Source organism: Mycobacterium sp. IDUB_19 (assembly GCF_055419445.1).
In genome coordinates, this window is sequence record NZ_JBVAXR010000010.1 from 127,075 (window position 1) to 147,032 (window position 19,958).

Here is a 19,958-nt window from a genome sequence, read left to right on the forward strand (position 1 = left end):
CCAGCGGCGCCGTCACCGCACACCGAACGGCGCCTACGCGTCGACGGCGAACGTCGGCAGCGGTTTGCCGGACTTCCAGTGTTTGAGCAACGCCTGCGCGAGGGTGGCGTAGGCCACCGCGCCCTTGTTCTTGCGCCCGGCCATGACCGACGAGCCCGACGCGCTGGCTTCGGCGAAACGCACGGTGCGCGGGATCGGCGGTGCGAGCACCGGCAACTCGTAGCGGTCCGCGACGTCGAGCAGCACGTCGCGGGTGTGGGTGGTACGCGAGTCGTACAACGTCGGCAGCGCGCCCAGCAGCCGCAGATTCGGGTTGGTGATCTGCTGGACATCGGCGACGGTGCGCAGGAATTGGCCGACGCCGCGGTGTGCCAGCGTCTCGCACTGCAGCGGCACGATCACCTCGTCGGCGGCCGTCAACCCGTTGAGGGTCAGCACCCCCAGCGACGGCGGGCAATCGATGATGACGACGTCGAATTGGTCGGAGACTTTGGCCAGCGCGCGCTTGAGCGCGTACTCCCGGCCGGCCCGCATCAGCAGCATCGCCTCGGCGCCCGCCAAGTCAATGTTGGCCGGCAGCAGCGTCATTCCCTCCATCGTGGTGACCAGCGCGGCGCTCGGCTCGATCTCGCCGAGCAACACCTCGTGCACGGACATTGGCAACTTGTCGGGATCCTGCCCGAGGGAGAACGTCAGACAACCCTGCGGATCCAGATCGACAAGCAGCACTCGGCGGCCCTTTTCCACCATCGCCGCGCCCAGCGAGGCAACTGTTGTCGTCTTGGCGACTCCGCCCTTCTGGTTGGCCACCGCCAAAACCCGCATCTCACTCACCCTGCCATCCTGGCACGTTCGGGGCCGGGCGCTAACGGCTTCCTCTCTTCGGGGACGGCATGTCGTCGGGCAGAATCAGTCGACATGGGCTTACACGACCATCGATTGGTCCTACTCCGCCACGGCGAAACCGCGTGGTCCAAATCCGGCCAGCACACCGGACGTACCGACATCGAACTGACCGATAGCGGCCGGGTCCAGGCCGAGCTTGCCGGGCGTGTGTTCCGTGAGCTGGACCTCGCCGACCCGCTGGTGATCAGCAGCCCGCGGATACGTGCCCTGACCACGGCCAAGTTGGCCGGCCTCGCCGTCGACGAGGTATCCGAGCTGCTCGCCGAGTGGGACTACGGTTCCTACGAGGGGCTGACGACCGCGCAGATCCGGGAATCGGATCCCGATTGGCTGGTCTGGACGCACGGATGCCCCGGCGGTGAGAGTGTGGCGCAGGTCAGCGACCGCGCCGATCGGGCCGTCGCACTGGCGTTAGAGAACATGAGCACGCGCGACGTGGTGTTCGTGGGCCACAGCCACTTCTCCCGTTCGGTCATCACCCGCTGGGTAGAGCTGCCGCTCGTCGAGGGCAGCCGCTTCTGGATGCTCCCCGGCTCGATCGCCGCGTGCGGATTCGAGCATGGCGTGCGCCAGCTCGCTGCGCTCGGATTGACCGGCCAGCTGCAGGCGATCGCGCCCGGGTGAGCGCCGCCGAGCCGCCATTCGCGCTGTGCGGGCCGCGGGGCACCCTGATCGGCGAAGGGGTTCGAACGCGCTACTGCGACGTGAGCGTCGCGCAAGCCGCGCTGACGTCGGGTTCGGCCCCAATCATCTTGGGCGCGTTGCCTTTCGACGTGCAACGACCCGCCGCGCTACTGGTACCGGACACGGTGCAGCGCAGTGATTCGCCGCCCGACTGGCCGACGGGCCCAGTGCCCGGCGTGCGGATCACGGCCGCCGTACCGCCACCGGCCGACTACCGCGCCCGCATCAGCCGAGCCCGTGATGAGCTGACCGCGCCGCACACCGCGCTGAGCAAGGTGGTGCTGGCCCGGGCGTTGCAGCTCGCGGCCGATGGCGCCCTGGACGCCCGCGTCATCCTCAGCAGGCTGATCGCCAAGGACCCGGCGGCCTACTGCTATCTGGTCGACTTGACGGCTGCCGGCGCCGAGTACGCGGGTGCGGCACTGGTGGGTGCCAGCCCGGAACTTCTGGTCGCGCGCTCCGGCGACCGGGTTACCTGCCAGCCGTTCGCCGGTTCGGCGCCACGCGCCGCCGATCCGGACCGGGACGCCGCTAACGGCGCCGCACTGGCCGCCTCGGCCAAGGACCGGCACGAGCATCAGCTGGTGATCGACACGATGCGAGCCGCCCTGGAGCCGCTGTGCGACGAGCTGACGATAGCGCCCGAGCCGCAGTTGAGCCGCACCGCGGCGGTATGGCATCTGTGCACGCCGATCAGCGGCAAGCTGCGTGATAAGTCAACTACCGCAATCGATCTGGCGTTGGCGCTGCATCCCACCCCGGCGGTCGGAGGGGTGCCGGCCAAGGCCGCATCCGAACTCATCGCCGAGCTCGAAGGCGACCGCGGTTTCTATGCCGGGGCGGTGGGCTGGTGCGACGCCAACGGCGACGGCTATTGGGTGGTCTCCATCCGCTGCGCGCAGCTGTCGGCCGATCGGCGCAGCGCCCTGGCCCGCGCCGGCGGCGGCATTGTCGCCGAGTCTGATCCCGACGACGAAGTTGAAGAAACCACAACAAAATTCGCCACGATACTCAACGCGCTGGGAGTTGAGCAGTGAGCGAAGAAATCCGCCGCGCCACACCCGATGACGCCGCCGACATCACCGACATGATCCACGCGCTGGCCGAATTCGAACACTCCGCCGATCAATGCACGGTCACCGAAAAGCAAATCTCTGCAGCGCTTTTCGGCCATCCCGCGACGGCGTACGCACACGTCGCCGAAGTCGACGGCGAAATCGCCGCGATGGCGCTGTGGTTCGTCAACTTCTCCACATGGGACGGCGTCTCGGGCATATACCTCGAAGACCTGTTCGTACGCAACAGGTTTCGTCGCCGCGGCCTGGCCCGCAGACTGCTGGCCGCTCTGGCGGCCGAGTGTGTCGACAACGGCTACACGCGGTTGTCCTGGGCGGTGCTGAACTGGAACACCGACGCGATCGCGCTCTACGACGAGGTCGGCGGGCAACCGCAGACAGAGTGGACCACCTATCGGCTGTCCGGGCCGGCGCTGGGCGAGTTGGCCGGCCCGCGGTGATCGTCACCGGCGACCCAGCGCAGCGCTGAGGGGCTGAAAAGCAGGATCAGCGCGGCGAGCGCCAACGCGGCCACCGGGACGCCGAAGGCCGGCCGATGCGAGCCCACCGCCAGGTACCAGGCCACCGGCAACAGCAGCAGCTGGGTGAACACCGCCAGTCCGCGCCCCCAGCGCTTGCCGATCACCAGCGCGCGTCCGGCAGCCAGCACCGCGCCGCCGAGCAGCAGGAACCAGAGCGCGGTACCCATCCCGTTGACCACCCGCTGGTCGGCTCCGGCGATCGCGCGCACCACCAGGACCGCGGCCATCACCAGCGCGGCCAGACCCTGCGCCGCGACAATGAATCCCGCGCGACGAACGGCGGACGGGGGCGGTGGTATCTCCTGGTGACGGGGGCCGCGGTTCACAGCGTCAGCGTAGCCACGCCCGCCTCGTCACCCTCGGAGCGGCAGTTCCCCCACAGCGGAGCCTTAACCGTCCCGCATAAGCTCGTGCGTCATGCGAGCCGTGCTGATCGTGAACCCCGCAGCAACTTCCACTACACCGGCCGGCCGCGATCTGCTGGCGCATGCACTCAAGAGCCGCCTCGAGCTCACCGTCGAGCACACCAACCACCACGGTCACGGCACCGAACTCGGCCACGCGGCCGCCGAGGACGGGGTGGACCTCGTTGTCGTACACGGCGGCGACGGCACGGTGAGCGGGGTCGTCAACGGCCTGCTGGGCCGTCCCGGTGCGACGCGGTCGGGGCACGTCCCCGCTGTCGCGGTGGTGCCCGGCGGTTCGGCGAATGTGCTGGCGAGGTCGCTGGGAATCGCCCGGGATCCGGTCGCCGCCACCAACCAGCTCATCCAGCTGATCGACGATTACCGACACCACCAGACCTGGCGGCGCATCAGCCTGATCGACTGCGTCGAGCAGTGGGCGGTGATCAACGCCGGAATGGGCGTCGATGCCGAGGTGGTCGCCGCGGTGGAAGCCCAACGCAACAAGGGCGTCAAGGTCACGCCGTTGCGCTATTGGCGGGTGGCGGTGCCGACCACGGTGCGCTATAGCCGCCACGCACCCGACATGACGCTGGAGCTGCCTGGCCGCGATCCCGTTTCGGGCGTGCAATTCGCCTGGGTGTCCAACACGACTCCGTGGACCTACAGCAACAGCCGGCCGATGGTGACCAACCCGGGTTGCAGCTTCGAGTCGGGCCTTGGCGTGTTCGCGGTCACCAGCATGAAGGTGATTCCCACGCTTCGATTACTGCGCCAGATTCTCTCGAAGCGGCCGAACCCGGAAGCGAAACAACTTGTCCGCGACGACGACACGGCTTGCCTGCGAATCACTTGCAGCGGCGAGCCCGTCGCCAGTCAGTACGACGGCGAGTACCTCGGGCTGCGCGATTCCATGACGTTCCGAGCGGTGCGCGATGCGCTTCCGGTGGCCGCGCCGCCCCAAAACAAAGCGCACTGAGCTGCGAAAATACGCCGGATCGGCCCGAAATTCTCGCTAGAGTAACCGGCGAGTGTAGTACAACGGAGTAAGGGCTCGGCGAAGCCTTAATCAAAGTGAGATAGACCACGCACTAACTCACGCTATTGACATCTGTTGTGCCTGTGAAACGATCGAAAGGTTGCATGCAGCGATTTGTGGGGGTACCGAGCGGACCCCTACTGATGCAAGCGTTAAGAGCCGAAGAAATAACGCCAGTGCGCGATGCTGCGCACATAGTGAGGAGTAACTACTTATGGATTGGCGCCACAAGGCGGTCTGTCGTGACGAGGACCCGGAGCTGTTTTTCCCGGTAGGGAACAGCGGCCCGGCGCTCGCGCAGATCGCTGACGCGAAACTGGTCTGCAATCGGTGTTCTGTGACTACAGACTGCCTCGGGTGGGCCCTGAACACAGGTCAGGATTCCGGGGTGTGGGGCGGTATGAGCGAAGACGAGCGGCGCGCACTCAAGCGCCGCAACGCCCGGACGAAGGCCCGCAGCGGAGTCTGATCCAGTCTCTCTAGACAGCGCGGCCCCGACAATTTGTCGGGGCCGCGCTGTTGCGTGGGCAATTACAGCGGCATTCTGGACCGACGGCCGATCGGCACCCGCAGCACCACATCGGTGCCGCCGCGGGGCGCTTGACGCATTCCCAGCGTGCCGTCCAGCTCCGCCGCCACCAGGGTGCGCACGATCTGCAGGCCCAGGCTGTCGGATTTCTCCAAGCTGAACCCGGCGGGCAGTCCCCGCCCGTCGTCGTGCACCACCACATCCAGCCAGCGGGCCGAGCGCTCGGCGCGGATCGTCACCGACCCTTCCGGAGCAGCGGGGTCAAACGCATGCTCGATCGCGTTCTGCACCAGCTCGGTGATCACCATGATCAGTGCCGTTGCGCGGTCGGAGTCCAGCACGCCCAGATCGCCGACCCGGTTGATTCGAATCGGCCGGTCCACCGAGGCCACGTCGTTCATGATCGGCAGGATCCGGTCGATGACTTCATCGAGATTCACCTGCTCGTCGACCGACATCGACAACGCGTCGTGGACCAGGGCGATCGACGACACCCGCCGCACCGATTCGATAAGGGCCTCGCGACCTTCGGCGTTGGCCGTCCGGCGGGCCTGCAGGCGCAGCAGGGCCGCCACCGTTTGCAGGTTGTTCTTCACCCGGTGGTGGATCTCGCGGATCGTGGCGTCCTTGGATATCAGGGCCCGGTCGCGGCGTTTGACCTCGGTCACGTCGCGAATCAGCACCGCGGCACCGGTGCTGGCGCCGTGCACGACCAGCGGCAAGGTCCGCAGCAGCACCGTCGCGCCGCCGGCGTCGACTTCCATCCGCATGCTCTTGCCGCCGGCCAGCAGGTCCTGCACATGCTCGGCCATCTCCTGCGCTTCAAACGAGTCGGAGATCAGCGGCCGCGTGATCCGAATGAGGTTGTGGCGCTCCAACTCGCTCGTCAGCCCCATGCGGTGATACGCGGACAGGGCGTTGGGGCTGGCGTAGGCGACCGCGCCGTCGACGTCGAGGCGGATGAATCCGTCGCCGACTCGTGGCGTGGAGCGCGACATGGCGACGTCGCGCACGTCGGGAAAGGTGCCCTCCGACAGCATGTGAACGAGATCGGCGGCGCATTCGCGGTAGGCGGTCTCCAGCTGCCCGGGGTTCTGGTGGTCCGTCAGCGAGGTTTGGTGCTGGGTGAGCACCGCCACCACCTGATCGGCATAGCGCACCGGGGAGGCCGCGACGTGCGGCCCGGGCAGTTGCCACGAATCATGTTGTCTTGCACCGGTTTCCAGCTGGGCGGTGCCCGACGCGAAGGTCTCGGCGACCAGCGGTAGCCGCTCGGCGGCCACCACGCTCCCCACCGAATCGCTCTGCAGAACCGTCGGCGCGGTGTTCGGCCGGCATTGCGCCACACAGACCAGCACCCCGTCGTCGCGGCGAACCCACATCAGGTAGTCGGCGAACGACAGGTCGGCCAGCAGCTGCCACTCCCCGACCACCGCATGCAGATGGTCTACCGCGTTGCCGGGCAACATTGTGTGTTCGGCAAGAAGATCACCGAGCGTGGACATCAAATACTCCCGTGTCGTGCCACGGCGGTAGGTACGAAGCGCCGAACGGCTAGCTGATCACGGCGATGAGGTCGCCCGCCTGTATGACGTCGCCGACCGACACACTCACCTTGCTGACCGTGCCGTCGATTTCGGCCAAGACCGGAATCTCCATCTTCATCGACTCCAGCAGCACCACGATGTCGCCCTTGCCGATCTGGTCGCCCTCGTTGACAACAACCTCGAGCACGCTGGCCACGATCTCGGCTCGAACATCCTCGGCCATCTTCACCCCACTCGTTTTGGCCATTCCGCATGCTGGCTGCTGGTCCGGGCTTCTATCAAGCTCATGTATATCGAACCACAACATCATCGAGCACAGCGGCGCGCGGGCTCGCGCCGGAGGGGTGAAATAGCAGGGGCGCCCGCCGTGAGAGACTGGATGGCAACCTGACGGCGCCCAGCGCCGGAGATCATGAACGAACGACGGAGGTTCTCCCCATGGCCAAGCGTGGCCGCAAGAAGCGTGACCGCAAGCACAACAAGGCCAATCACGGCAAGCGTCCCAACGCGTAACGCCTGGTAACCGCGCTCGCGGGGGTGTTCCTATACGTCGCGGATGATCGTGGTGCGGCGGATCTCGAGCCGCAGGCGCTCCCGCAAGCCCTCTGGAGCCTTGTCACCGCTGCACTTGGTCGCGATCAGCGCCTTGAATTGTTCCTCGATCCCGAAGAGCTGCAGACACGGCGGGCATTCGTCGAGGTGCTGCTTCAGCTTTTGCCGAGTTTCGGGTGTGCATTCACCGTCGAGCAGCGTCCATACCTCGGCGATCAATTCGGCGCACTCGGCCTTCGTCCGGGGATCCGCACCTGCCGAGGGGACATCGGGCGAAAACTCGCTCATGACGACACCTCCTCGTGCGTCTGCTGCCCCCGGGTGAAACCGCGCTCCTTGGCCACGTCGGCCAGCAGGGTGCGCAGCTGGCGTCGACCCCGATGCAGCCGAGACATTACCGTTCCGATGGGAGTGTCCATGATTTCGGCGATCTCCTTGTAGGGGAAACCCTCGACATCGGCGTAGTACACCGCCATCCGAAATTCCTCCGGCAGCGCCTGCAAGGCGGCTTTGATCTCGGTGTCCGGCAAGGCCTCCAAGGCCTCGACCTCCGCCGAACGCAGCCCGGTTGAGGAATGCTCGGCGTTGGCCGCCAACTGCCAGTCGGTGATCTCCTCGGTCGGATACTCCGCCGGCTGGCGCTGCTTCTTGCGATAGCTATTGATGTAGGTGTTGGTCAGAATCCGGTACAGCCATGCCTTGAGGTTGGTGCCGGCCCGGAACGACCGAAATCCCGCGTAGGCCTTGACCATGGTTTCCTGCAGCAGGTCCTCGGCGTCCGCGGGGTTGCGCGTCATGCGCAGCGCGCCGCCGTAGAGCTGATCCAGCAGCGGAATCGCGTCGCGCTCGAAGCGTGCCGTCAGCTCCGCATCGGTTTCGCGGGGCAGCTCGACTTGGCCGTCGAGGTCAGCCTTTTCTGAACCGGTCGCTTCGGCTGGGCCATGTTCTGAGTCGTCCATCTCGATTAACACGGTCCCTTCTGTTGCGGTGGCGCCGGACAGCACCGCTAACGACAGCGAATCAACAAAGAAGCGATCCAGCCGCTCTTCGCCCAACAAAATCGTCGCCGTTGACACCCGACTCCCTCCTCCCAATCTAGAGGCTGGGGCCGACATTGGTTTGCCGGGTCGCCCACACCTGCATCAGAGACCGCTTGAATCAACAGCGCTAGCCGACGGGCTATTTCCGGCGCGGTCCCGCAATCCGGCCGGATCGCGGGTGGCGTTACTGTGACGCCATGTCCCTGAATGGCAAGACCATGTTCATCTCCGGCGCGAGTCGCGGTATCGGCCTGGCAATCGCCAAACGCGCCGCACAGGACGGCGCCAACATCGCCCTGATCGCCAAAACCGCCGAGCCGCACCCGAAGCTGCCGGGAACGGTGTACACCGCCGCCAAGGAACTCGAAGAGGCCGGCGGCCAGGCGCTGCCGATCGTTGGGGACGTTCGCGACCCGGATTCCGTCGAATCCGCGGTGGCCAAGACCGTCGAGCAGTTCGGCGGCATCGATATCTGCGTCAACAACGCGTCGGCCATCAACCTGGGCTCCATCGCCGAGGTGCCGATGAAGCGATTCGACCTGATGAACGGCATCCAGGTGCGCGGCACGTATGCCGTCTCCCAGGCGTGTCTCCCCCACATGAAGGGCCGGGAGAACCCACACGTCCTGACGCTGTCCCCGCCGGTGCTGCTGGAGAGCAAATGGCTGAAGCCGACGGCATACATGATGGCCAAGTTCGGCATGACGCTGTGCGCGCTGGGAATCGCCGAGGAGATGCGCGACGAAGGCATCGCGTCCAACACGCTGTGGCCGCGCACACTGGTCGCCACCGCAGCGGTGCAGAACCTGCTCGGCGGCGACGAGGCGATGGGCCGGGCCCGCAAACCCGAGATCTACTCCGACGCGGCCTACGTCATCCTCAACAAGCCGTCCAAGGAGTACACCGGCAATTCGCTGCTGTGCGAGGACGTGCTGCTGGAATCGGGTGTCACCGACTTGTCGGTGTACGACTGCATCCCCGGTTCGCAGCTGGGCGAAGACTTCTGGGTCGAGGGCGTCAACCCGCCGGGCTACGTCCAACCGTAGGCCCTGGCCAGGGTGCCTAGCGATCAGCCTTTGGTGAGGGTGAACTGCGCGACGTCGGTGTAACCCTCGCGGAACAGGTCCGCGCAACCGGTCAGGTACTTCATGTACCGGTCGTAGACCTCTTGCGACTGAATTGCGATGGCCTGCTCACGCTGCGCCTCGAGCGCGGCCGACCAGGTGTCGAGGGTGCGGGCGTAGTGCAGGCGCAGCGGCTGGACCAGCTTGACGGTGAAACCGGCGCGCTTGGCGTGCTCTTCGACGGACTTGGCGTTGGGCAGGTCTCCGCCCGGGAAGATCTCGTCCATGATGAATTTCATGAACCGAAGCTTGGTCATGGTGATGGGCAGGCCGCGCTCGGCGAATTCCTCGTCGCTGGGCTTGATGATGGTGTGCAACATCATCACGCCGTCGGCGGGGAGCGCCTCGTAAGCAGCTTTGAAGAAGTCGTCGTACCGGTCGCGTCCGAAGTGCTCAAAGGCGCCGATTGACACGATGCGGTCGACCTTCTCGTCGAACTGCTCCCAGCCCTGCAGCAGCACCCGCTTGGTTCGCGCGGAGGGATGGTCGTCAAGACGCCGCTGGACGTGTGCCTGCTGATTGCGGCTCAGCGTCAGGCCGACGACGTTGACGTCGTAACGTTCGAGCGCCCGGACGATCGTGGTGCCCCAGCCACAGCCGATGTCGAGCAACGTCATGCCCGGTTGCAGCCCGAGCTTGCCCAGCGAGAGGTCGACCTTGGCGAACTGCGCCTCTTCGAGCGACATGTCCTCGCGCTCGAAATAGGCGCAGCTGTAGGTGCGCGTCGGGTCCAGGAAAAGCGCGAAGAAGTCGTCGGAGAGGTCATAGTGTGCCTGCACATCCTCGAAATGCGGCTTCAGGCCAGGAGTTTCGCTTTGCTTTGAGGACAAGGCACAACCTTTGATATCGGGGCTTAACTGGACTTTGCGGCATGCGATCGAACTCGGTCGACTTTCTGCGTGTGCCAGTCTATATAGCCCGTCGGAGCGCCTAGCCCAGCCCATGCTCAGCGAACGGGAGCGACCGCGTCGATAACCACCCCAGGGGGACTCGGTCATCGCTACGATCAGGCCGGACACCACCGAAGGCCGGGCCACCGGCCGCTACGTCCAGCAAACGAGAAGATAGCGAAGGACAGCACGTGACGAGGACCAGGTCTGCTTTGCGCACGGCACGCGTCGGCTGGGCGGCGGTCGCGCTGCTGGCGACCTGCGCGGTATCGGCACCGCATGCCGCGGCGCAACCGACGGTCCCCTGCGGCGTGCTCGACCAAATTCGGGGCAGCCTCGACAACGACGTCTCCGCCGGCCTCGATGGCGTGCGGACCGTTATCAGCTCCCCATACGGCATCGGGCGGCTCCAACAGCGGGACGCCGCAGACAGGCTCAACATGGTCAACCATGGTGTTCACGTCATCCAAGACATCAACACCGGCACACCCGTGCCCGGGCTGGCGCCTCTGCTCGATCGCTTAGCGGTCGCCGCCGGCGATGCAAAGGAAGCAGTCCTGACCTCTTTTGGCTGGTCCGCGGGTGGAACTGGTGGATCCGTGGCCATGCCGACCCAAAGCACCTGGGACAGCATCGATTACGCGAACCAGAAGAAGAACGACGTCTACGGCCTGCTGGATGGTCTGCACGGCAACTGCACCGCGGGGTGAGCCGTCAACACACAACGTCGGCCGCGTGGCGACCGACGTTGTGTTCCAAAAGATTTCGTTGCCAGGTCAAGCAGCCTTGGTCCGGCTGCGAACCTGAAGGGCACTGATCACGTCGACGACGCCGATGGCGATCAGCCAGCAGCCGGCGACCAGGGCCAGGACGGCGATGGAGCGAAGCGGCGAGACGATCAGTACTGCGCCGCCGATCACAATGACCAACCCGGACAGTATCTGCCAGCCGCGGCCGGGCATGTGGTCCAAAGACAACGCCGCGGCGAGCAGCGTCATCCCGCGGAACAGCCAGCTGATGCCGATCCAGATCGCCAAAAGCGTGACCGCCTCGAATTCTTCACGAAAGCAGAAGAATCCAAGAACCAGAGACACGATGCCGGTGATAAAGGTCAACACTCGCATCGCGGCTCCGGCGTGCGAGCCGAAAGAGGCGAACACGTAGCCGATTCCGGAAACTACCAGGTAGATGCCGAACAGGACACCTGCCACGAACAGTGTCCGGCCCGGCCAGGCCAGGACGATGACACCCAGCGCGACCGCCAGGATGCCGGTGAGGAGGAGCACTTGCCATGCACTGCGGGCAAGCTGCCGAAGAGGACCTTCGAAAACGGTGTCGTCGCGAATAGTCATCCCAATATCATTAGCCACAATTGGTGAAAAGGATATGTCCGTGGCGACACAATTCAGTATCGCGCACGGGTATTCATAACGCTCGCGGTAACGTGCACAGTGAACATGAGTACCGCAGTGGTGGTGGGTAGTGGCCCCAACGGGCTCGCGGCCGCCATCTGCCTGGCCGCCAAGGGCGTGCAGGTCACGGTGCTCGAGGCCGCCGACGAAATCGGCGGTGGCATGCGCAGCACCGAGGCGATCATTCCCGGCCTGCTGCACGACCAGTGTTCGGCGATTCACCCGATGGCCGTCGGCTCGCCATTCCTGAGCAGCTTCAATCTGCAGCGGTACGGGTTGTCGTGGCGCTGGCCGGAGATTGATTGCGTGCACCCGCTCGACGGCGGCAGCGCCGGTGTGCTGCACCGCTCGGTGGAGCAGACGGCGGCCGGCCTGGGTCGCGACGGGGCGCTGTGGCGCCTCGCGTTCGGGTACCCGGCCGCCCATTTCGACTCGCTGAGCGACGACATCATGGGGCCGCTACTACGGGTCCCGCATCATCCGCTGATGCTGGCCCGGTTCGGCGCACCCACCCTGCTTCCCGGGTCGACGTTCGCGCGGGTGTTCCGCACCGATGAAGGGCGGGCGTTGTTCGGAGGTGTTGCGGCCCACGCCTTTCGGCCGCTGCACTACCCGATGACCTCGGCCATCGGGATGGGTCTGCTCGCGGCCGGGCACCGGCACGGCTGGGCGGTGGCCGAGGGCGGATCGCAGTCGATCGCCAACGCGATGGCCACGCTGCTGACCGACTTGGGCGGCAAGATCGAAACCGGTGTCCGGGTGCAGAATTCGTCGCAGCTGCCGCTTGCAGACGTCACGATGTTCGATCTGGCACCGAGCGCGGTCGCGGGCATCCTCGGGGATCGGCTGCCCCGCCGCATTTCGGCCGCCTTCACCAGGTTTCGGCGTGGCCCCGGCGCGTTCAAAGTCGACTTCGCCGTCGAGGGCGGCGTGCCCTGGACTAACCCGGACGCGCGTCGGGCCGGCACCGTGCATCTGGTCGGCAGCTACGCGGAGCTCGCGGCGACGGAGCGGGACGTGCACGCCGGTCGGATGCCCGAGCGGCCGTTCGTGCTGATCGGTCAGCAGTACCTGGCCGATCCGCAACGGTCGGTGGGCAATACCCACCCGGTGTGGAGCTACGCACACGTCCCCAACGGGTACACCGGCGATGCGACAAAGGTGATCATCGCCCAGATCGAGCGATTCGCGCCCGGATTCACCGAGCGCATCGTCGGCCACACCGTTCGCACGACGACGCAGATGGCCACCTTCAACGCCAACTACGCCGGTGGCGACATCATGACCGGCGCCAAGGATATTCGCCAGCTCACATTCGGCCCGCGAATCACGTTTTCGCCCTACACCATTGGTGTGCCGGGCATGTACATCTGCTCGGCGGCAACCCCGCCCGGACCCGGCGCGCACGGCATGTGCGGCGCCAACGCCGCCCAACTCGCCCTCGACCACCTGGGCACCAAGTAGCGCGAGCTCAGAAAGTCACCACCACCTTGTCGGCGGCGCCGGGCGTGCTGGCGAGTTCGAGCGCCTCGCCGATACTGTCGAACGGGATGGTGTGGCTGATGATCAGCGCATACTTCTCCCAGTTCGCGACGATGTCCTTGGTCACCTCGAAGATCTCGTCGGGATATCCCATCGATCCGACGATGGTGATCTCGTTGCTCATGATGTTGACGAACTCGACGGGCACCGGCTCTTTGTGCACGCCAACGATTCCCAGGGTGGCGCCCTTCTTGGCGGCGGCCAGCGCGGTGTCGACGACCGCGGACGCCCCAGCGGCGTCCAGGTAGATATCGGTGCCGGCCGCGCCCGGGGACCGAGGAACTACAGTCTCACCCTCACCGTGCAGTTCGATGAGGCGCCGCACGACTCTCTCGTCGGCGGCGTTGATCACGGCGTCGGCGCCGATCTGTAGCGCCTTCTCCAGCCGGGCGGGGATCAGGTCCACGACCACGACATGGCTTACGCCAAGGGATTTGAAGGCCAGTACGGCGCCCAGCCCGACCGGCCCGGCACCGAACACGACGACCTTGTCCGTCGGCTTGGGTCTGCACTGGTTGGCTCCGTGGCGGGCGACGGCCATCGGCTCGTTGAGCGCGGCGACTTCCCACGGGATGTGGCTGGGAATGACTTCGAGACTGGTTCCGCGCACGGCGTTTTCGATCAGCAGGTAATCCGCGAGCGCTCCGGCCGCTCCCCCGTTGCCGATGATGCCGCCGGGCGCGGCCATCGGATTGATCACGACGTGATCCCCGACCGCGATGCCGGACACCAGATCGCCGACCTCGACGACTTCGCCGGCAGGCTCGTGCCCCAGCGGCGTGTGTCCCTGGCGCGGCGGGATGCCGCCGATCGTGATGTAGAACGCGTCGGAACCGCAGATGCCGCAGGCACGCATCCGGATGAGGACGTCGTTGCGACCGGCTTGTGGGCGCTCGGCGTCGATGACCTCTGCCTTACCCGGTCCGGTGACAATGGACATTTTCATGGCGCAGCCTCGAGTTCGATGTCGAAGGTGTCAAGGTATTCGGCGAAGACCGGCTCGAGTTGTTGGACGCTCAGGCCGTATTGGTCGAGGCTGTACGAATTGAGTGCGAACCGGTCCTGCGGATGCGCTGCGAGCCAATTGCGCATGCGCGCTTCGGCTTCGGGGGTCAGCGGATCGCCGGCCCACTCGTAAATGCGGCGCATCACGTCCATCGGGTCGCGCATCATCTCGTGGTAGTACATGTGGAAGAAGCGGTCGTCGCCGATGCGCTCGCGGGTCCGCAGTGGCCGGTCCACGTGGTAGCGCATCTGCCACATCGCGTTGCGTCCCATGGCTTCGGAGTCGATGGCCTCGGGGTTGTGTGTCATCCCCTTCGGCAGCTTCCACAGGTTGGCCAGCGACCCGGTTGCCTTGTAGGGGTCGCGATGCGCCCACACCAGCCGGGCGTCGGGGAAGACCTTCAGCAACGCCTCGATGTGCACCGAATGCGAGGGCATCTTCAGGCTCCAGGCGCCCGGCGCGGTGGACTGCAGCACCTGCAGGTAGCGCTTCTGGTACTCGTAGGTGCTCGCCATATCGGTCTCGTCGAACAGCCATTCGGAGTAGCGCGCGCTCGACAGGAACGAGTCCCAGGACAGTCCCTTGAAGTCCTGGTTGTGAATGAACATGTCCTCGGTGGGCCCGTCGGCGTCTTCCCAATGTGGCAGTGGCACTTTCGCCTGCGTGACCATCTCCAGGATCTTGCGTTGCTCGTCCAGCAGGGCCAGGCAGCGCGGGTCGGTGCGCAGCGACTCGGTGGGCGCCGGCGGGATCGGGTCCACGCACTGCCAGTGCAGCAGCGAGCGGCGGGCCGGGTCTTGATCGAGGAGGTAGCTGATCACGGTGGTGCCGGTGCGCGGCATGCCGAGCACGATCAGTGGCCGCTCGACGGGCGCGTCGAGCACGTCGGGATGTTCCTGGATGTAGCCATGCACCTGCAGCCGCCGGCCCAGCGCGTTGGTGGCGTCGTCGAGGATGCGTTCCCGGCCGAACTGCGTGAACGCCGGCGAGTTGTTGAGGTCGTCGAGGATGAGCCGCAGTCCGGCACGCCAAGAGTCGGAATCGATTTCGGTGAGCCCGGTGCGTTGCGACGCCAGCTTGAGGACGTCGTCGGCGGTCGCGATGTTGTCGTAGTCGCTCATGTTTCAGACCGTCAGGTATCCGCCGTCGACGGCGATGGTGGTGCCGGTGATGTACGAGGCGGCATCGGTACACAAGAACAGCGCTGCACCGGCGCAGTCCTGGGGTGTTCCGGGTCGGCCCAACGGTGTGTGGAAACCGATCTCGACGTCCATGACCTCGGGAATTCCCATGGCAAGATGCGTCATTCGGGTGTCGATCAGCCCGGGCGCGATGGCGTTGACCCGGATTCCGTCGTCGGCCCATCGACGCGAGAGGTTCATCGTCAACGCGATCAGGCCCATCTTCGAGGAGGCATAGCCCGGGACGAAGACCGCCGAGCGGAACGCGGACATCGAGACAACGCTGACGACGCTCGCGCCGCCGGGCGCATTGCTCGCCTTCAGACGGTCGTGGCAGCGCATCGTCAACCGCATGGGGCCCAACATGTTCTGCGTCACCGACGCGACGTAGCCGTCCGGGTCGTATTCGTCGCCGGCGGGGTAAGGACCACCGGCGTTGTTGACCAAGACGTCGAGTTCACCCAGCGAGCCCGCCAACGCGTCGACGGCGTCGGGATCCTGGATCTGGCATTGGCGGTAGGTGAATGCGCTCAGGTCCGTCTCGGGATAGTCGGCGGTCGATCCGCGGGTGCCGGTCACCGTGACGGCGGCGCCCGCCTTGGTGAATTCGGCGGCAATCGCATTGCCGATGCCGCTGGTGCCGCCCGTCACCAGCACATTGGCGCCGGTGAAGTCGAACCTGATGGTGTTCATACCTCGGTCCTCAATTCGTTGATGGATTTGGTGAGCCAGGCCTTTTCCCAGAAGTTTTCGGTGTCGGCGAGCAGCGCCTCGTGCGCGTCGGCGGCAACGGCACGCGCCCCGGGATGCGCGGGGTGGGCGGTGCGGACAAGGTCGGTCAGGTGTATCGCCTGTAGCGGCCGCCCATTGTCGACATGGCCGCGCGCCGCCTCGACCAGCGCGTCGGCGCCGGCGGCATTGACCACGTCGGCCGCAACGGAATCCGGTGCCACGCCGTAGAGCTCGGTGGTGGAACGATGCCGGAACCATCCGGTGTACATCTCCCAGATGGCGCGCACGTTCCACGCCGTCTTGCCGTAGCCCTCGCCGACGTCGAGCTGCTCGGGCACCTTGACGTCGCGCATCGCCGTGTGGATGTCGGTGCCGGAGTTCATCAGCTCCGCGGTGCGATCGTGTACGGCCTGCATGGCGTCGCGCATCGCGGTGACTTCCTCGGCGATGCGATCGGCACCCTCGATCGGCGCGAAGTGACCGGTGATGAGTCGCTGCGGGCAAAAGTCCAGCACGGTGTTCAGCGACTCGATGTACAGGATGGGGTCGCGGTACCGGTCGCCGCGGATCGTCATCAGATTCGGCACGTGGCCGAACAGCGGCCCGAACAGATTGCCGCTGAACAGAATTCGATCCTCGGGCAGCCACACCACCAGCGCGTCGGTGGTCTCACCGCCCGGCGTCCAGGCCAGCTCGAAGATCCGGCCACCGACGGCCATTTTGTGGTGGCGGTCGAACGTCGTGGTCGGCTCGGGAAAGGAGAAGTCGATCGTCGCAGGATCGATAGTCTTGAAGTGCTCGAGGACCGCGTCGGAGAACTTCTGGAAGGCGAACGATGTCTTGGGCACGCGGTAGCCCATCAACAGATTGTTGTCGTCGCGCCAGTACCGGTAGTTGCGGTGCATCAGTACGTCGGTGCCGTCGTCGCGCAGCGTGTGCACCCCGCCCCAATGGTCGGCGTGCCCCTGGGTGATCACGATGGCCCGGGCCGGGCCCGGGACGTCGGCAAAAGCCTTGCGGTGTAACGGGCCCTCGAACACCAGTCCGGCGTTGACGATCACCCGCCCCTCGTCGGTGGCGACGGCGTAGGAATTGGAGACGCCGGGCGACATCCAGATGTCGTTGCCAAGCGGCGTCGCAGGAGTGTCGGTTGCCACCGCCAGATCGGCGGCCCCGGGACGCTCCCGGTGAATTCCAGCCATGACTGGCGATCCTCTACAGTTCTAGAGGTAAAGTCAATATCCTCGACGCGAGAGGTGATTCATGGGACTACGCGGCCTGGCCGAACGAGTTGCGGTTGTGGTCGGCGGCGCCACCGGCATCGGTGCCGCGACGGCCGCCCGGCTCGGGGCGGAAGGCTGCCGGGTCGTCGTCGGCGACGTCGCGGCGGATGCCGCGGAGCAGACCGCCGCGGGAATCGTCGGGTCCGGCGGCACGGCATCCCACGTCGCCTTCGACCTCGCGGATCCCGCGTCGGTCTCCGGTCTGATCGACTCCGCCGCAACGACTTACGGCGGGGTCGACCTGCTGTTCAACGTCGGTGCGGACATGAGCACGATCCGCGCCGACACCGATGTGGTCGATATCGACTTCGACGTGTGGGACCGCGTGATGACCGTCAACCTGCGCGGCTACGTCGCCGCGATGAAATACGCCATCCCGGAAATGCTCAAACGCGGTGGCGGAGCGATCGTCAACATGTCCTCGGCGGCGGCCTTCCAGGGCGAGCCCGCGCGACCGGCCTATGCCACCGCGAAAGCCGGAATCGGCGCCCTGACCCGCCATGTCGCCTCCCGGTGGGGCAAGGAGGGCATCCGCTGCAACGCGGTCGCGCCGGGGTTCACCGCGACCGAGGCGATCCGGTCGGTTCCACAATGGCCGGAACTTCAGGCCGGCGCGCTCAAGCGCATTCGCGGAACACGGGTCGGCGATCCCGCAGACATCGCCGCGCTGGTCGCCTTCCTGCTGTCCGAGGAAGGCGAATGGATCAACGGTCAGGTCGTCAACATCGACGGCGGCACCGTCCTTCGGTGACTCATGGCAGCCAACTCACGATCCCGCAAGCGCAACGGTGACGAACGCCGGCGCGAACTGTGTGACGCCGCAATCCAGGTGCTCGCGGAGCAGGGATCTCGCGGGCTGACGCACGGGCAGGTCGATCGCTGCGCGGGCGTGCCGGATGGCACCACGTCGTACTACTACCGCACCCGAGCGGCGCTGTTGCGGGGCGTCGGCTGGCGGATGGCCGAAATCGATGTCGCCAACCTGCAATCGGTGATCGACGCGCCGCTCGACCCGCTCTCGCCATTCGCCCACCTGGCGGAGCTGACCATGACGCAGGCCGACGGGCCCGGACTGATGCTGAATCGGGCGCGGCATGAATTGCTGCTGGGGGCGGTGCGCGATCCCGGTCTCGCCGAGACGTCACAAGCGTTCGTCGCGCGGATCAACGCGATGGCCCACGAGGCGATCGCTCACCTGCAACCCGGCACCGACGATGCCGCGCTGCTCGACGCGCAGACCACGGCCGTCACCACGTTCATCGCCGGTGTGTTCACCCGGCTTGCCGGCGGAGACCGCACGATCAGCAACGCGGAGCAACTCACCCGACTGCTCGAGGCCGTGGCCACCGCGGTGTCGCTGCAGCGCGCGTAGTTTCGCGGCGAAAACACCCATGCGGTCGTCTGACGAGGCCTAACGTTGTCCTCGGTTGGTATCCATGCTGGAGCACCACACGAGGATGGGATGGAAATGAAGCGATTTATCGCCGCTGGTGTGCTGGCCTTCGCGGGGTTGATGACGGCCGGACTGGGTGTCAGCAACGCCGACACGATTCAGACCGAGGGCAACTACCCGACTCGGCAGGCCTGTCAGGACGCCGGCCCGGGCGTGAAGGCTTCGACGCCGGGTGGCTGGAACAACTTCTGGTGCGTCCCGGACCGTAACGTCAACGGCAACTGGAAGCTGGTTCTGAGCAACTAGTACGTGTAGAAGCCCTCGCCGGTCTTGATACCGAGCTTGCCTGCGTCGATATAGGACTGCAGCAAGTCGCGGACGTTCTTCGGCAGGTGCGGAAACTCTGCGGCGTAGTGGTTTTCGATATCGAGCACGACGTCGAGGCCGACCATGTCCATCATCTGAAACGGCCCTGCCGGCACGCGCCAGTTGACCTTGAACATCCCGTCCACATCCTCCGGGCGGGCCACGCCCTCGGCGACCACCGCCAGCGACTCGCGTTTGATGGCCGCCCAGATGCGATTGAAGATGAAGCCGGTGCTTTCCTTGCGCGCTTCGAAGGGATGGACGCCGAATTCGGGCAGGACGGTCAACAGCGTGTCGAGCAGGCCGCGGTCGGTCTGACCGTTCGACATCAGGTCGACGGCGCTGATTTCCGGCGGCATGTAGAAGTGCGTGTTGCACAAACGTGTTTTGTCCCTGATGTTTTCGCCCATCAGCCGCGACGGCAGGGACGACGAGTTGGTCCCGAAGATGGTGCCCGCCGGCGCCGCCCGGTCGATCTCGCCCCACAGTGGAATCTTGACCTCGAGCTTTTCCGGTACCGACTCCACGGCCAGCCATGCGCCGTCCAACGCCTCGTCGAGTGACCCGGTGGCGGTCACGAGGCCGACTTCGCCAAATCCTCGGTCGGCCAACAGCTTTGGTAGCGCCTGGGTCACGAACTGCGTTGCTTCGTCACGCTGTTCGGCGCGCCGCGCGTAAATTCGCACGGTTCCGCCGCGGGTGGCGAACATCAGGGCGATGCGGCGTCCCAG

At 65.9% G+C, this 19,958-nt stretch carries 25 protein-coding genes; 12 read left to right on the forward strand and 13 right to left on the reverse strand.

Going from position 1 to position 19,958, the window contains the following annotated elements:
- Positions 1 to 33: 33 nt before the first annotated feature.
- Complete coding sequence (locus ACZY0B_RS11175) at positions 34 to 834, reverse strand: ParA family protein (RefSeq protein ID WP_463764160.1); 801 nt, start codon at positions 832 to 834, stop codon at positions 34 to 36.
- 84 nt (positions 835 to 918) lie between these two features.
- Here ACZY0B_RS11175 and ACZY0B_RS11180 point away from each other — a divergent pair, with 84 nt between their 5' ends.
- Genes ACZY0B_RS11180 through ACZY0B_RS11190 form a run of 3 tightly spaced genes read left to right on the forward strand, consistent with a single transcriptional unit; the run spans position 919 to position 3,106 of the window.
- Entirely contained in the window at positions 919 to 1,530 is a 612-nt protein-coding gene (locus ACZY0B_RS11180; protein ID WP_463764161.1) for an acid phosphatase, read from the forward strand.
- A complete protein-coding gene (locus tag ACZY0B_RS11185) occupies positions 1,527 to 2,627 on the forward strand; it encodes an isochorismate synthase (RefSeq protein ID WP_463764162.1) in 1,101 nt (366 codons plus the stop codon). Before ACZY0B_RS11180 ends, ACZY0B_RS11185 begins: the two co-directional genes overlap by 4 nt.
- Positions 2,624 to 3,106: an N-acetyltransferase family protein gene (locus ACZY0B_RS11190; protein WP_463764163.1), complete on the forward strand. Its 483-nt coding sequence runs from the start codon at positions 2,624 to 2,626 to the stop codon at positions 3,104 to 3,106. The genes ACZY0B_RS11185 and ACZY0B_RS11190 overlap by 4 nt, the downstream gene beginning before the upstream one ends.
- Here ACZY0B_RS11190 and ACZY0B_RS11195 read toward each other — a convergent pair.
- A complete protein-coding gene (locus ACZY0B_RS11195) occupies positions 3,058 to 3,486 on the reverse strand; it encodes a hypothetical protein (protein ID WP_463764192.1) in 429 nt (142 codons plus the stop codon). The two genes, ACZY0B_RS11190 and ACZY0B_RS11195, sit on opposite strands and share 49 nt — an antisense overlap.
- A 118-nt stretch (positions 3,487 to 3,604) precedes the next feature.
- Between ACZY0B_RS11195 and ACZY0B_RS11200 the strand changes: the two genes are divergently transcribed.
- Both ACZY0B_RS11200 and whiB1 read left to right on the forward strand, forming a co-directional pair.
- Positions 3,605 to 4,570: a diacylglycerol/lipid kinase family protein gene (locus tag ACZY0B_RS11200; RefSeq protein WP_463764164.1), complete on the forward strand. Its 966-nt coding sequence runs from the start codon at positions 3,605 to 3,607 to the stop codon at positions 4,568 to 4,570.
- A gap of 274 nt (positions 4,571 to 4,844) precedes the next feature.
- A complete protein-coding gene (whiB1, locus tag ACZY0B_RS11205; RefSeq protein ID WP_313862944.1) occupies positions 4,845 to 5,099 on the forward strand; it encodes a transcriptional regulator WhiB1 in 255 nt (84 codons plus the stop codon).
- Positions 5,100 to 5,161: 62 nt separating this feature from the next.
- Here the strand turns inward: whiB1 and ACZY0B_RS11210 are convergent, their stop codons facing one another.
- The gene (locus tag ACZY0B_RS11210; RefSeq protein ID WP_463764165.1) at positions 5,162 to 6,664 is read right to left on the reverse strand and encodes a sensor histidine kinase; all 1,503 of its coding nucleotides are present in this window, start codon (positions 6,662 to 6,664) and stop codon (positions 5,162 to 5,164) included.
- Between the two features lie 49 nt (positions 6,665 to 6,713).
- Positions 6,714 to 6,929, reverse strand: coding sequence for a biotin/lipoyl-binding carrier protein (locus ACZY0B_RS11215; protein WP_108921016.1), 216 nt, complete (start codon positions 6,927 to 6,929; stop codon positions 6,714 to 6,716).
- Between the two features lie 215 nt (positions 6,930 to 7,144).
- On the opposite strand from ACZY0B_RS11215, the gene ACZY0B_RS11220 reads away from it, so the two are divergent.
- The gene (locus ACZY0B_RS11220; protein WP_116645811.1) at positions 7,145 to 7,219 is read left to right on the forward strand and encodes a 50S ribosomal protein bL37; all 75 of its coding nucleotides are present in this window, start codon (positions 7,145 to 7,147) and stop codon (positions 7,217 to 7,219) included.
- 30 nt (positions 7,220 to 7,249) lie between these two features.
- Here ACZY0B_RS11220 and rsrA read toward each other — a convergent pair whose 3' ends face one another.
- Both rsrA and ACZY0B_RS11230 read right to left on the reverse strand, forming a co-directional pair.
- Positions 7,250 to 7,546 (reverse strand): mycothiol system anti-sigma-R factor, encoded by a 297-nt coding sequence (gene rsrA / locus ACZY0B_RS11225; protein WP_463764166.1) that lies wholly within the window; start codon positions 7,544 to 7,546, stop codon positions 7,250 to 7,252.
- Positions 7,543 to 8,334 (reverse strand): sigma-70 family RNA polymerase sigma factor, encoded by a 792-nt coding sequence (locus ACZY0B_RS11230; RefSeq protein ID WP_463764167.1) that lies wholly within the window; start codon positions 8,332 to 8,334, stop codon positions 7,543 to 7,545. Before ACZY0B_RS11230 ends, rsrA begins: the two co-directional genes overlap by 4 nt.
- Before the next feature lie 161 nt (positions 8,335 to 8,495).
- Here ACZY0B_RS11230 and ACZY0B_RS11235 point away from each other — a divergent pair, with 161 nt between their 5' ends.
- Positions 8,496 to 9,344 (forward strand): SDR family oxidoreductase, encoded by an 849-nt coding sequence (locus tag ACZY0B_RS11235; RefSeq protein WP_463764168.1) that lies wholly within the window; start codon positions 8,496 to 8,498, stop codon positions 9,342 to 9,344.
- Positions 9,345 to 9,367: 23 nt separating this feature from the next.
- Here ACZY0B_RS11235 and ACZY0B_RS11240 read toward each other — a convergent pair whose 3' ends face one another.
- Positions 9,368 to 10,252, reverse strand: coding sequence for a cyclopropane mycolic acid synthase family methyltransferase (locus ACZY0B_RS11240; protein WP_463764169.1), 885 nt, complete (start codon positions 10,250 to 10,252; stop codon positions 9,368 to 9,370).
- A 251-nt stretch (positions 10,253 to 10,503) separates the two neighbouring features.
- Here ACZY0B_RS11240 and ACZY0B_RS11245 point away from each other — a divergent pair, with 251 nt between their 5' ends.
- Positions 10,504 to 11,022, forward strand: coding sequence for a hypothetical protein (locus ACZY0B_RS11245; protein ID WP_463764170.1), 519 nt, complete (start codon positions 10,504 to 10,506; stop codon positions 11,020 to 11,022).
- A 66-nt stretch (positions 11,023 to 11,088) separates the two neighbouring features.
- On the opposite strand, the gene ACZY0B_RS11250 is transcribed toward ACZY0B_RS11245, so the two are convergent.
- On the reverse strand, positions 11,089 to 11,664 hold the full coding sequence (locus ACZY0B_RS11250; protein ID WP_463764171.1) for an HdeD family acid-resistance protein: 576 nt from the start codon (positions 11,662 to 11,664) through the stop codon (positions 11,089 to 11,091).
- A gap of 105 nt (positions 11,665 to 11,769) precedes the next feature.
- On the opposite strand from ACZY0B_RS11250, the gene ACZY0B_RS11255 reads away from it, so the two are divergent.
- Positions 11,770 to 13,188: a phytoene desaturase family protein gene (locus ACZY0B_RS11255; RefSeq protein ID WP_463764172.1), complete on the forward strand. Its 1,419-nt coding sequence runs from the start codon at positions 11,770 to 11,772 to the stop codon at positions 13,186 to 13,188.
- Between the two features lie 7 nt (positions 13,189 to 13,195).
- Here the strand turns inward: ACZY0B_RS11255 and ACZY0B_RS11260 are convergent, their stop codons facing one another.
- From ACZY0B_RS11260 to ACZY0B_RS11275, 4 genes are read right to left on the reverse strand one after another with little or no spacing between them, the layout of a single operon-like run.
- Positions 13,196 to 14,212: a zinc-dependent alcohol dehydrogenase gene (locus tag ACZY0B_RS11260; protein WP_463764173.1), complete on the reverse strand. Its 1,017-nt coding sequence runs from the start codon at positions 14,210 to 14,212 to the stop codon at positions 13,196 to 13,198.
- Positions 14,209 to 15,393, reverse strand: a complete 1,185-nt coding sequence (locus ACZY0B_RS11265) for a sulfotransferase family protein (RefSeq protein ID WP_463764174.1) — start codon at positions 15,391 to 15,393, stop codon at positions 14,209 to 14,211. Before ACZY0B_RS11265 ends, ACZY0B_RS11260 begins: the two co-directional genes overlap by 4 nt.
- Before the next feature lie 3 nt (positions 15,394 to 15,396).
- The gene (locus tag ACZY0B_RS11270) at positions 15,397 to 16,146 is read right to left on the reverse strand and encodes an SDR family NAD(P)-dependent oxidoreductase (RefSeq protein ID WP_463764175.1); all 750 of its coding nucleotides are present in this window, start codon (positions 16,144 to 16,146) and stop codon (positions 15,397 to 15,399) included.
- On the reverse strand, positions 16,143 to 17,387 hold the full coding sequence (locus ACZY0B_RS11275) for an alkyl sulfatase dimerization domain-containing protein (protein ID WP_463764176.1): 1,245 nt from the start codon (positions 17,385 to 17,387) through the stop codon (positions 16,143 to 16,145). The genes ACZY0B_RS11270 and ACZY0B_RS11275 overlap by 4 nt, the downstream gene beginning before the upstream one ends.
- 61 nt (positions 17,388 to 17,448) lie before the next feature.
- Here ACZY0B_RS11275 and ACZY0B_RS11280 point away from each other — a divergent pair, with 61 nt between their 5' ends.
- The 3 genes from ACZY0B_RS11280 to ACZY0B_RS11290 all read left to right on the forward strand — a co-directional run bounded on the left by ACZY0B_RS11280 (position 17,449) and on the right by ACZY0B_RS11290 (position 19,167).
- Positions 17,449 to 18,219, forward strand: coding sequence for an SDR family NAD(P)-dependent oxidoreductase (locus ACZY0B_RS11280; protein WP_463764177.1), 771 nt, complete (start codon positions 17,449 to 17,451; stop codon positions 18,217 to 18,219).
- 3 nt (positions 18,220 to 18,222) lie between these two features.
- On the forward strand, positions 18,223 to 18,840 hold the full coding sequence (locus tag ACZY0B_RS11285) for a TetR/AcrR family transcriptional regulator (RefSeq protein WP_463764178.1): 618 nt from the start codon (positions 18,223 to 18,225) through the stop codon (positions 18,838 to 18,840).
- Between the two features lie 90 nt (positions 18,841 to 18,930).
- Positions 18,931 to 19,167: a hypothetical protein gene (locus tag ACZY0B_RS11290; RefSeq protein ID WP_463764179.1), complete on the forward strand. Its 237-nt coding sequence runs from the start codon at positions 18,931 to 18,933 to the stop codon at positions 19,165 to 19,167.
- Here ACZY0B_RS11290 and ACZY0B_RS11295 read toward each other — a convergent pair.
- Positions 19,164 to 19,958, reverse strand: a 795-nt coding sequence (locus ACZY0B_RS11295) for a 3-hydroxyacyl-CoA dehydrogenase family protein (RefSeq protein WP_463764180.1), incomplete at its 5' end; no start/stop codon positions are given. The two genes, ACZY0B_RS11290 and ACZY0B_RS11295, sit on opposite strands and share 4 nt — an antisense overlap.